This window comes from Planctomycetia bacterium, assembly GCA_016795155.1.
In the GTDB taxonomy this organism is placed as follows: Bacteria; Planctomycetota; Planctomycetia; order Gemmatales; family HRBIN36; genus JAEUIE01.
The window spans coordinates 118,260-130,245 of sequence record JAEUIE010000008.1 but is presented as its reverse complement, the minus strand read 5'-3'; the positions used below and the strand labels follow the sequence as shown (position 1 = coordinate 130,245).

At 53.1% G+C, this 11,986-nt stretch carries 12 protein-coding genes; 10 read left to right on the top strand and 2 right to left on the bottom strand.

All coding sequences use genetic code 11. From position 1 onward, the window contains the following. Positions 1–7 precede the first annotated feature (7 nt). The 4 genes from JNJ77_04230 to JNJ77_04215 all read left to right on the top strand — a co-directional run bounded on the left by JNJ77_04230 (position 8) and on the right by JNJ77_04215 (position 3,651). Complete coding sequence (locus JNJ77_04230) at positions 8–703, top strand: SDR family NAD(P)-dependent oxidoreductase (GenBank protein MBL8821773.1); 696 nt, start codon at positions 8–10, stop codon at positions 701–703. 10 nt (positions 704–713) lie between these two features. After that, the gene (locus JNJ77_04225) at positions 714–1,625 is read left to right on the top strand and encodes a phosphatidate cytidylyltransferase (protein MBL8821772.1); all 912 of its coding nucleotides are present in this window, start codon (positions 714–716) and stop codon (positions 1,623–1,625) included. Between the two features lie 84 nt (positions 1,626–1,709). Then, positions 1,710–2,663, top strand: a complete 954-nt coding sequence (locus tag JNJ77_04220) for a PhoH family protein (protein ID MBL8821771.1) — start codon at positions 1,710–1,712, stop codon at positions 2,661–2,663. 1 nt (position 2,664) lies between these two features. Further along, positions 2,665–3,651 (top strand): class I SAM-dependent methyltransferase, encoded by a 987-nt coding sequence (locus JNJ77_04215; protein MBL8821770.1) that lies wholly within the window; start codon positions 2,665–2,667, stop codon positions 3,649–3,651. A gap of 231 nt (positions 3,652–3,882) precedes the next feature. On the opposite strand, the gene JNJ77_04210 is transcribed toward JNJ77_04215, so the two are convergent. Further along, entirely contained in the window at positions 3,883–4,170 is a 288-nt protein-coding gene (locus JNJ77_04210) for a hypothetical protein (protein MBL8821769.1), read from the bottom strand. Positions 4,171–4,599: 429 nt separating this feature from the next. Between JNJ77_04210 and JNJ77_04205 the strand changes: the two genes are divergently transcribed. The 5 genes from JNJ77_04205 to JNJ77_04185 all read left to right on the top strand — a co-directional run bounded on the left by JNJ77_04205 (position 4,600) and on the right by JNJ77_04185 (position 10,004). After that, entirely contained in the window at positions 4,600–5,043 is a 444-nt protein-coding gene (locus tag JNJ77_04205; protein MBL8821768.1) for a hypothetical protein, read from the top strand. Between the two features lie 136 nt (positions 5,044–5,179). Further along, entirely contained in the window at positions 5,180–6,448 is a 1,269-nt protein-coding gene (locus JNJ77_04200) for a Gfo/Idh/MocA family oxidoreductase (GenBank protein MBL8821767.1), read from the top strand. A gap of 120 nt (positions 6,449–6,568) precedes the next feature. After that, positions 6,569–7,990: a hypothetical protein gene (locus tag JNJ77_04195; protein MBL8821766.1), complete on the top strand. Its 1,422-nt coding sequence runs from the start codon at positions 6,569–6,571 to the stop codon at positions 7,988–7,990. Positions 7,991–8,035: 45 nt separating this feature from the next. Then, complete coding sequence (locus JNJ77_04190) at positions 8,036–9,193, top strand: DUF1624 domain-containing protein (protein ID MBL8821765.1); 1,158 nt, start codon at positions 8,036–8,038, stop codon at positions 9,191–9,193. 7 nt (positions 9,194–9,200) lie between these two features. Then, positions 9,201–10,004 carry a hypothetical protein gene (locus tag JNJ77_04185; protein ID MBL8821764.1) on the top strand — a complete coding sequence of 268 codons (804 nt, stop codon included), beginning with the start codon at positions 9,201–9,203 and terminating at the stop codon, positions 10,002–10,004. On the opposite strand, the gene JNJ77_04180 is transcribed toward JNJ77_04185, so the two are convergent. Beyond that, the gene (locus tag JNJ77_04180; GenBank protein ID MBL8821763.1) at positions 9,989–10,549 is read right to left on the bottom strand and encodes a MarR family transcriptional regulator; all 561 of its coding nucleotides are present in this window, start codon (positions 10,547–10,549) and stop codon (positions 9,989–9,991) included. The genes JNJ77_04185 and JNJ77_04180 overlap by 16 nt on opposite strands. Positions 10,550–10,705: 156 nt before the next feature. On the opposite strand from JNJ77_04180, the gene JNJ77_04175 reads away from it, so the two are divergent. Beyond that, complete coding sequence (locus tag JNJ77_04175) at positions 10,706–11,941, top strand: hypothetical protein (GenBank protein MBL8821762.1); 1,236 nt, start codon at positions 10,706–10,708, stop codon at positions 11,939–11,941. Positions 11,942–11,986 lie beyond the last annotated feature (45 nt).

Here is an 11,986-nt window from a genome sequence, read left to right as displayed (position 1 = left end):
GTATCACATGCCAACCACTCCTGGCCGCACTATCCTTCTCACCGGCGCCACTCGTGGTTTGGGCCGGTCACTCGTAGATCGTTTCATCGAGCGAAGCTGCACCGTCTGGGGGTGTGGCAGAAATGCAAGCCAGGTGCAGCAACTAAAGCAGATGTACCCCCTGCCTCATGATTTCGACGTCGTGGATGTCGCCAGGGAAAAAGATGTCGAGCGCTGGACTCATCGGCTGCTCAAGGAAAACGGGCCGCCTGATTTACTCATCAACAACGCTGCGGTCATGAACCGTATGGCACCCTTGTGGGAGATCACCGCTGCAGAAATGGATACCATCGTCGATGTGAACATCAAAGGCGTTGCCCACGTCATCCGCCATGTCGTGCCTGCCATGATCGGTCGTGGCACAGGCATCATCATCAATCTCAGTTCAGGCTGGGGCCGTTCCACCTCGCCTGAAGTGGCACCCTATTGTGCTACCAAGTATGCCATCGAGGGAATGACCAAAGCCCTGGCGGAAGAACTGCCCGATGGCCTGGCGGCCATCCCGCTCAACCCCGGTATTATCGATACGGACATGCTGCGAGAATGCTTTCAGGAATCGGCCAGCCATTATCCCGATGCCAACCACTGGAGTCATGGGGCAGCAGACTATATCTTGGCATTAGGCACAACAGACAACGGCCTATCGCGAACCATCCCCCAGTAACGGAAACGACATGCTGAGACCCAGGCTCATCGTCGGCACCCTGCTCGCCATCTGGGGCTTTGCCGTATTGGGGCTGGACCGCTGGTTTGCTCCCTGGTTCCCCATTTCGTTTGCCTTTGGCATCGCGGTCACGTGTGCTTTGGGCTACGAACTGCAGCAACTGCTCCCTGCCCAGGCCAGGCCGCGTTCGTTTCCCCTGTTTGGCTCGATGTTGCTGCTGGTCATCTTCAACTGGGCCAGTGCCTTGGAGTGGCCTGGTGCTTCCCTGGCTTGGATCACGGGCGGATTGCTGACCAGCCTGCTGGTTACTTTTCTGGTGGAAGCCTGGCATTATCACGAACCTGGACAGGTTACCAAGCGTCTCGCTTTGACCTTCTTCAGCGTCGCTTACATCGGGTTTCTCGGCTCGTTCCTGATTCAACTGCGCTGGTATCAGCCCGGTTCGAGTACGACTACCGGCCCCAGCACGCTAGCGTTGATCATTGCGATCTTTGTTCCTAAGTGCTGCGACATCGGTGCCTATGTTGCAGGTCGGCTGTGGGGCAAGCACAAGATGACGCCTTTGCTCAGCCCGAAGAAAACCTGGGAAGGCGCTGCCGGGGGCATTCTGCTTTCAGGCCTGGCGGCACTGCTCATGGTCTATGGCTTTGGCAACTGGTTTGATCTCGATCCTGAAAACCAGTTTCCCTTCCGGCGTGCCATGGTACTCGGCATGCCCGGCTGGCTCGCTACGTTCCTGATGGGTGTCGTCGTTGGCATCATGGGGATGCTGGGTGACCTGATGGAATCACTCATCAAGCGGGATCTGCATTTGAAAGATGCATCCAGTACATTGCCTGGATTTGGCGGATTGCTTGATGTCTTCGATTCCATCCTGTTCAGTGTGCCGGTAACCTACGGCATCCTGCAATGGGCGGTATGATAACGAATGGATATTTAGCCCCCGGCTCTTCAAGCCGGGGGCGGGCTCACGCGAACCAAAAAAATCTTCTTGCGGGGAAGCAGCATGCCTGAAATCACACTGAGCCTGCAGGATCAGGATGAAGTCTTGCGCGTGCTGGGGCCTCGCGATGCCCATTTGCGTACCCTGCGCGATGCCCTCAACATTCGCATCATTCCCCGTGATCGCACCCTGCTGCTCGAAGGCCCGGAGCCGCAGATTCAGCTTGCTGAACGCATTATCACCCAGCTACGTTCCATCGCCAGGCAGGGGCCCATCACACCCAGTGACGTGCAACTGACACTCGAAACCCTGCAACGCTCCGGCGATCAGGACAGCCCGGAAAGGCTTGCTGTCGAAACCATCGGCAAAGGGGTGCGTCCCAAAACAGATGGACAAAGCCGCTACGTCCGCATGATGCGGGAAAAGGACATTACCATCTGCATCGGCCCGGCTGGAACAGGCAAAACCTATCTGGCCACTGCCACCGCTGCTGCGGCTCTGAAGGCAGGTCAGGTGAAGAAACTCGTACTGTGTCGCCCTGCTGTCGAAGCAGGTGAACGGCTCGGCTTTTTGCCAGGCGATATTGAAGATAAGGTAAACCCCTATCTGCGTCCGCTGCTCGATGCCTTGGAAGACCTGCTGCCTATTGAACTGGTACGACGGTACCTGGAAACCAACGTCATCGAATTATCTCCCCTCGCTTTCATGCGAGGCAGAACGCTCAACCATGCTTACATCATTCTTGATGAAGGGCAGAACACCACCATCACGCAGATGAAAATGTTTCTGACCCGCTTAGGTGCTGGCTCAAGAATGGTCATTACCGGCGATGTAACCCAGGTCGATCTGCCCCGTACCATCCCCAGTGGCCTGGTTGATGCGGGCCATCGACTCAAGAACCTGGATCGCATCGGCGTGATCACCCTGGAGAACGCGGACATCGTTCGCCACCCACTGGTGCAGCAGATTGTGGAAGCCTATGAAGGGGATCGCTCACGCCGCACGACGATAGGCTGATATGAACGCCGCCTCTTTGCCGCAACTGAACGAGGAACGCGACACTCTGCGACCACCGGAGGAATTCTGGGGGCCTGTGGTTCTACGTGATTCAGCAGGGCAATTGCGAGATGCAGTTGAACCACAGGCCATTCCACATGATATTATCAAGCCGACTGCCTGTCCGATTTGTGCAGAAACCAACCACCCAAGCCTGGGTATTATTTACGGCTATCCCATTTACCATTGCCTTGGCTGCGATGCAGGTTTTGCCTGGCCTCAGTCCGATGCAGACAAGCTGAAAGCCTTTTACGGCCCACGATACTGGGCGAATTATCTGCAGGATAGTCGAACAATTTACGAACGCCCCGAGTTGTGCAAGCCCATCTATGCCCGGCAAGCCGACTGGCTGGATCGGCTGCTGAAACATCAGTACGATTCACGCATTCTCGATGTGGGTGCAGGCGATGGGACCATGCTTCGGCTGATGAAAGATCGTGGATACAGGGATGTATATGGTCTGGATCTTGATGCACGAAACTGTCAGCGGGCACGAGAACAACTGGGTGTACCAGTGGAACATAACGATTTTCTCAGCTATCCACAAAAAGGTTGGGATGTCATCACGCTCTGGGCAGTGATTGAACACTTGACCGATCCAGCAGCCTTCGTGGCACAGGCCTATCGGCTTCTCAAGCCAGGCGGCAAACTGGTCATCATGACGGGTGACAATGCTTCAGCCTGTGCACGCTTGCAGGGCTGTTTCGATATGTGGCTTTACCCGCCGGAACATTTGTTCTACTTTGGCAAAAAATCGCTCACCAAGCTATTGCAACAACATCACTTCCAGCAGGTTGGAGTTCGTGTTGGTTTTCAGCATCCAGTCAAAGAGACGATTCTTTCCGCGAGAAGGATGTTGACAGCGGTGAAGGATCGATATTTCAACAAAACGCCACCCCGCTGGCGTAGTACAGCTTCCAATCTGCTGGTCGCCTGGGGCACAAAATAAATCAATCTGTTCTAATTCACAGTGTGAAGTGACTGTAGTTGTTCTCTTGGCGCTCCTTGGCGTCTTGGCGGTTTATTAAGGTTGCAACCGCCAAGTTGCCAAGCAGCGCCAAGATTCGCCAAGAAGAATGCGATGCAAAACCTCTATCTCTAAATCTTTGTCCGAGCGGCCAAATAAAAAACCTCCATCATTGCGGATGGAGGTAAGTTAGCTCAGCGATCAGTTGTTTGATTAGCCAGCAGTCATTTCGATGGCCTGGGCAATGCGTGCGCCATTCTCGTCTTCTTCGTAATCGATGCTGATGGCATCGCAGGGCAGCAGTGATGAGAGCTGCAGATGATAGCGTTGATGACGAATGTGGCACTGATCAGGAATCAGAACACAGACACCGTACCTGTCTTTGCTGCCGGTACGGACATGCAGACGCCGCTTGTTGAGATCGACTCGTTCGATCCACCCTTCCAGGTGATGCAAGGGATGGCGCAATCCTTTCTTCTTTCGCGAAGATGTATCAATCATGATGAGACCTCCCCAGTTGGCTTCGACGAGCATCAGGACACCTATGAAGTAAATATGGTTCGCAAGTCTTCCATCCGTGAGGCTTGAGGCCAATACATTATTCGCCCTGCAGATTCATTCGTCACAAGCTGGCACAGATTTTGATATCTGCAGACCATGAATAGAGAATGAGTGACAGATCGGCATAAACCAGCTTCCCGGGATAACAGCCCGCAAGGTCGTTGCAGTTGTCAAGAATTAGCCTCTTCCCCCAAACCCATGTCAGGATGGCAGATAATCACCATTCATACCCTCTCAGGCAGGCTTTTGACGTCAAAACTTGAAAAAAGTTGTGCTCTATGAGTGAAATTTCACCAACTTCATTTGGCAAGTCGATATTCGCTTGCTAAAGTCGATTATCGGCCGAATTTCTACGTAACGGTTACGATCATGGCTCGAGTAGCAGCCTGTCCCAAGTGTCGCAAGCAGTTTTCCCTTCCACCCGTGACGGGGCCCGCAACTATTGCCTGCCCGTTCTGCCAGGCTCATATCACCATTCGGGTGCGAAGTGCTGCCGCCGTGGGTGCTGCGAAAGCTGGTCAACAGACCATGGTGGCAACGCGTGCCATGGCGCCTCCCACCACGAACGTGACGCCTCAGCCACAGCAATCAAAAGGCCCACCCGGCAAAAAGAAGAAAAAGAAAAAGGGTAGCAAGAGTTCTGAAAGCGGTGGAGGTGGTGGAAGCGAGATCGGCGTCAAAATCGCCGTTGTGGGTGGCATCCTGCTGCTGACGATCGTCTGCCTGGTGGTTGCCTTCTGGTACTTCATGAGCGATTCAGGCCCGAAGATCATCGTTCCTAAAGAAACGGTACCAGCTCCGACAAAGGTCTAATTCGGACTCAGTTGTTTTTCCAGTGGTACTGCATCATACTGCAGCGTGCCTTGATTTACTTGCAGCCACTGTTCCACTCTCTTAGAATAACTGCCTTCCTCACTTTCCCACCTGTCGGTTGTCGTGGAGTAGCATCATGCCGCATCGTCGAAGCTTTTTGAAGAAGAGTGCCGTAGCTGCCGCCTCAGCAAGTATGTTGTCGCTGGCGCCAGCGGTGCATGCTGCCGGGCGGGAAGAGATCAAGGTCGGCTTGGTGGGTTGCGGAGGACGAGGCACCGGAGCTGCCCAGCAGGCAGCTAACACAGGCTCCACCGTTCGCATCACGGCCCTGGCGGATGCCTTCCCGGATCGGATTCAAAGTTGCAAGAAAACACTCAAAGACAACCTGGGTGAGAAGTTTGCCGTCACCGACAAGAACTGCTTCGTCGGCATCAATGCCTACAAGGAACTGATCGCCAGCGATGTGGATGTCGTGCTGCTGGCTACGTCCCCTCACTTCCGTCCTATTCATTTCAAAGCTGTGGTGGAAGCAGGCAAGCATGCCTTTGTGGAAAAACCCATGGCGACCGATGCTCTGGGTTGCCGATCCATGCTCGAATCGATCAAGATCGCCAAGCAAAAGAACCTGGCAGTGGTCGCAGGCTACTGCTGGCGCTACCACAACGCCATGCGGGAAATGTTCAAACGTATTCATGATGGCGATATCGGCGATATTGTCTCCATCGAAGCCAACTACATCACTGGCTTACTCTGGCATGTTGCCAAGACCGCTGAAATGACCGATATGGAATGGCAGATGCGTAACTGGCTCTACTTCACCTGGCTCTCAGGCGACCATATCTGCGAACAAACCATTCACACCATCGACAAGATCACCTGGGCCATGAAGAATACCTACCCCCGGTATGCCTTTGGCATGGGTGGCCGACAGGTGCGTACCGATCCTGTTTTTGGTAATATCTATGATCACCATGCCATCGCCTACGAATACGACAACGGCGTGAAAGCCTATTGTTTCACTCGACAGATGAAGGATTGCTACTCGGACAATTCCTTCCATGTCTATGGGACCAAGGGTTCCGCACACTGGCAGGCCAACCGCTGGCAGATCAAGGGCGCCAAGCCCTGGCAGGCTTCACGCGACCAGGTACGCGACGACATGTACCAGCACGAACACAACGAACTCTTCGATTCCATCAAGAGCGGCACACCCATCAACGACGGCGAATGGATGGTCCGCAGCACCCTCACCGGCATCATGGGCCGCATGGCTACCTACACCGGACAAAAGGTTGAGTGGGACAAGGTCATGAACAGCAAAGAAGACCTGTCGCCCCCCAGCTACACGTTGGAAAAGTACCCGACACCACCAGTCGCGATGCCGGGGAAGACGAAGTTTGTTTGACAACCGTTTGGAATTCGCGTGAAATCCGCCGTGTGCCATGAGACAATCTGGCAACGCATGCGCTTGTGTTACGAACCATGATGTTGCCTCGCAGCATACTCATCACCGGGCAGATCGAACATGATACATTTCCTTCTCGTTTGTCTGCTGTTATCCATCCCGACCAACGATCAAGTATTTCAAATGCAGTTCGATGTGACGACGATCACACAGCAGGCCTCCTCTTCCTTCCAGATTCAAGTCGATGAAGCAGGCAAGATCAAGGAAATTCCCGGCAAGGAATCGGAACTACCAAAGCCAACCACTAAAAAGTATTCAAAATCTGTGTTGGTAGGGAAGGACTTCTTTGAAATCGTCACTCCTGATTCTCGCACACGCTACGATATGATCAAGAATCAGGTCATCGGCATTGTTCCCGAGAAGAAAGAATATTCTCAAACTTCTGTGCAGGCCCTGGTGCTATTTCGGGGTATGGAACTGCAGAACAGACAATACCTGAGCACGATTCTAAACGAGGCACTGAAAGATAAGACCAGGAAATCTGAGGTCAACCGCACGGAAGATCCACGCGACCTGGAGGCAACCTTCGGGATATTGATCAAGGATTTGCCGAGAGCGGAACCGGCGGAAACTCATCAGAAGCAAGCCACCACCTTCCACATCGATAATAAAGTCAAAGTGGAATACACTCCCTCGGGAGACAAAGTCCCGCCGGAGTTTCAAGCTGCCTTTCGACTCTGGCTTACCCATACTGCATCGATTCATCCCGCCATACGTAACAGGATTCTGGATAAACAGTTTGTCCCCAGGCATTTGAAATGGAAAACACAGTCAGGTGCCGGTTATGAAGAGCATGACTGGAAGCTCATCAAAGTGTCTTTAGCTCAAGTGGATCCCTTCAGTGTTCCTGCCGGATTTCGTTTGCTTGTCGATGACAAGGATCCTGTCAGTGTCATGCTCTCCAAGGCATCTGACCGGATCAGGAAGCACCAGCGTATGACTCCTCCGGAAATCGAAGCGGCCATGAAAAAGGCTGTGGAAGCGGGTAGACCGCTCGATGCCTTCCTGCTCGCCATCAACGATGGACTGAGCTACAGCGATAGCCAGGCTGCTCAGAACTTGCGCAAGCTGAACGTCTTTCAGTCTGAAAATGAACAATTGAAAAGCTTCACGCAGACTTTTGGCAATCGGAAATCAGAAAAGGAAAGCATCGAGATACTGGAAAAAATTGATAGAACGGGGCTGAACTATGGATACGTACTGGAGACACAACTGGGCGGGATGAAGATGCAGAATGCTAGCGGCGAAGCCAAAGGACACTACCTCAAGGCCATTGAAGCGAATCCGCATCTTACCGGAGCCTATGTCGATCTCGGCAAAGTTCTCCAATCAATGTACCGCACACCGGATGCCTGGAAATGCTGGGAACTCGCTCGTCAGATTGATCCAAAACATGGCATGGTACTTGGAGTTCTGAAATTGGAAAAACAGTTGTTTGAAATGCACCCGGAATTTTTTCTTTCAAAGATGGAAAATAGATAACAGCAGGTTTCGAGATTTTGAATTAATCCTCCGGGTACATGTGATATGCATTCCCGCCTCCACTCCATCGACCTCCTTCGCGGTCTCGTCATGATCCTCATGGCCCTCGACCATGTCCGCGACTTTTTCTTCACCCACACCATTGATCCAACCGATCTGAGCCAGACCACACCGTCCCTCTTTTTCACCCGGTGGATATCACACTTTTGCGCTCCAACATTCCTGCTGCTGGCCGGTGTCGGTGCGGCACTTTCAAGATTACGGGGCAAATCGAGTTCCGAACTAGCCAGCTTCCTTATCACACGCGGCCTGTGGCTCATCTTTCTTGAATGGTGCGTCGTGCGTACCTTCGGCTGGGCCTGGAACTTCGATTTCACCTACCTGCCCTGCTGGGTCATCTGGACACTGGGCTGGTCGATGATTTTGTTGGGACTGCTGGTACGATTGCCCACTTGGTTACCAGCAACTCTTGGAGCAATTCTGATCCTCGGCCATCATCTGGCCGATCCCATTAAATCAGCTGACTTTGGTGCATGGGGCTGGCTCTGGACGTTCCTGCATGATCCGGGTGAGGTGCAGTCATTTGGCATTACCTTCAGTGCAGGCTACCCACTCATCCCCTGGGTTGGTGTGATGATGGTCGGCTATGGGCTGGGCATGTGTTACGCATGGGAAGCGTGGGAACGAAGAATCCTGCTCGTGGTGCTCGGTATTTTTTGCGTGGTCTTGTTCCTCTTGCTTCGCGCCAGTGGACTCTACGGAGAAGGCAATACATGGATAGCACAATCAACCATCACAGGTAATGTTATCTCCTTCCTGAACTGCACCAAGCAACCGCCATCGCTCTGCTATCTGCTCATGACTCTGGGGCCGGTGCTCTTACTACTGGCCTGGTGGGATGCCGGCACAGGCAACTGGAGTAAACCGTTCATCATCTTCGGTAAAGTACCCATGTTCTTCTACCTGCTGCATCTGCCGTTGATTCATGGGTTATGTCTGTTGGCAGCATGGTGGCAGACTGGTGCTTTCCCCGGCTGGCTGTTCACGAACCCGCCGCTGGGTGATATGCCTGCATCCTTCGGGTTTCCACTGTGGGTCAGCTATCTGGTCTGGCTGTTGGTCGTGCTGGCTCTCTACCCGCTTTGTGTCTGGTATGCCGGTGTGAAGCAGCGAAACAAATCAGTCTGGCTGTCTTACCTATAATGCAGACATGTATCCGCATCGAATTCAACTACGTGAACCCTGGCAATGTCTGCCGGGCCAGACAATGGTCTTTCGCCGGGCCTTTCGCTGGCCCACGGAATTGATGCCCTTTGAAGAACTTTGGCTGATCGTTGGTTCCATCAATGTGCCTTGTAGGGTTATGCTGAATCAAAAGGTGGTAGCATCGCATCACGATGCACAGTTGCCTTGCCTGGTACCAATTACTTCCCAGGTGCAGATGCAGAACATTTTGGAGATCGTTTGCGAACCAGTTGCTGGCCCGCGAGCTCCCCAACTCAACGGCGTCTTCCTGGAAGTCAGACGCACAGTTCACCTGGGGCCAATCACTGGTAAGGTCGAGTGGACAGAAAAGAAACCCATCCTCCACCTGCATGCACCCCTTCATGGTACTTCCGAGAAACGGCTCAGTGTCGCAGTCATGCTCAACGATCAGGAAGTGCATTATCTGGAACTGTCAGCAGATGCACGGGAAATGGACTTGGTTACTCCACCACTGGAAGTAGCTATATGGATACCTGGACAAATCAATCAGCTTCATTCGCTGGACGTTCGTTTGCTCGACCCTGCCTGCATCCTGGATCAACGGCATTACCAGACAGGTTTCAGACAACACGAGACAATAGCAACAGCGGAAACTTTTCCACCGCAGGAACGCCTGTTCGAATCAGCCTGGCTGGAACAGGCCGATCGCGAAGGGCGCGTGGTGGAAGTCTTCACATCAGAGGTATCACTGGCCCTGCCCTGGCTCTGGCATCATCCCAGTGTCGTCAGGGTTTATTCTTCGGTGTGAGCCAGCAGTTCCATCGCTTCCCGTAAACCTTCGTTGTTCTTGAAGAAGTGTTCCGCCACTTTCTCGACTGTCAACAGGAAGCCGAGCAACTCGTCAACACGCTGCACATGATGCTCAGGCCGGTTTGCATCATTCTTGGGCTGTTCCAGGTTGTCGAGATCGGTTCGGCATTGCTTGAGCGTTTTGACGATGGGGTCAATTTCCCGACGTTTACGCTGGGATGCCAGCACGGTGAACATTTCCCAGACATCGGTAAGCGATTCATAGTAATCACGCCGGTCGCCTCGCTTGCGGACTCGTCGCACCAGTCCCCATTCCACCAGCGTACGGATATTCATGCTGACATTGCCACGCGAAATGCCAAGATGGTTCTGAATATCCTCAGCAGAGTGAGGTGTGCTGGTGATGAACAGCAAGCCGTGGATTTCAGCCATGGTTCGGCTGACGCCCCACCAGGAACTCATATCGCCCCAGAGTTCGATGAATCGCTGCTCGACAATGCGGTATACTTCGTTTGCACGGTTCACACTGTTTTTGTGCTTCATGGATTTCAATGCCATTAACGGATTTTAGAAGTGTCTGCAACATTCAGCTCTTATTGAAATGTTAGACAGTCAGGCAGGTTTGAGTAGGTTGCATCTGTTAAAGAATGTTTCGGAATGGCGTGACACCTAGCCTTTCAGAGGGTATGATCGTCTACTATGAAACTCAAACTCCTCTTCCCCGCCGGGCTTCTGGCCCTTGTCTTCTCCGTCGCTAACAGCGATGACCCACCCAAGCAATTCAATGGCCAGGCCAATGCGCCGGTCCAGAAGGAACTCTTCACCAAACCCGATGTCAGCAAGGGTTCAGGCTATCGCACCACCGTTGGCAACGGACCGGTCAAGTTTCCTGCCGTAGTGGTGCAAGGTACGCCTTACGAGATGGGCTATCATCTCGGCAGGCTGATGAAAAAGGAAATGCATGCCTTCATTCCCAAAGCGATGGAAGGCATCAAAGCTGAGCTCAAGGTCACTGATCAGACACTGAACGAAGTCTGGTCACGCACTTCGGCCTACGCCGACCAGCGGGTTTCTCAGGAGCTGGCAGGCCTGGCTGATGGCTCGGGCATGCCGTTGGCTCAACTGCAGGCGCTTCATTCCGTGGCACTGCTGATGCCTTATTCCTGCAGCAGCATTGCTGTCTGGGGCAAAGCCACCGTCGATGGGCATCTCTATCAGACACGCAATCTCGACTGGAGCATGGAAGTCGGTGCCCATGAATTCCCCGTGATTGTCCTCTACATTCCCAACGAAGGCATCCCCCATGTGGTACCCACATTCGCTGGCATCATTGGTGCTCACACGGGTATGAATACCCGAGGCATTGCACTTTCCGAAATGGGTGATGCATCTGCCAAGGAAGCTCCCTACCAGGTACATGCTCCACACTTCACGGTCTTCTTCCGCACCATGCTTTACGATGGCGATTCGCTTACCAAGGCACTCGAGATCTTCAAAGCCCAGCCCATGACCAAACGCTACCACTTTGTCTTTGGCGATGGCCAGAAGGAACTGCGAGCTGTCAAGATTCGTGCTCATTCACCGGAGCCGAAAGACAAGCAACTGGCCATCTGGAAGGATAATGATCCCACCGATGAATTTGCTCCGAATGTGCTTGCCAACTGTGTCTACAACGATGAAGGCCGGGGTGCTTTTCCCACGCTGCAGAGCGAGTATGGCAAATTCAACGCGGAAAAGATGATTGCCCTGGCCAACAAGATTCCCATCAAGGGCGATAATGTCATCAATGTCGTCTACGATGCCACCGCACTGCGCTTCTGGGTTTCCTATGCATCAGGCAAAACAGAAGCCTACCTGCGGCCGTACGTCGAAGTCGATCTCAACACACTCGATGCTAATGGCGATGGCAAGCCTGATCTGAACGGCAAACGATAAAGACGGAACATCAAACAAAAAAGCCGAGGAGATCAACTTCTCGGC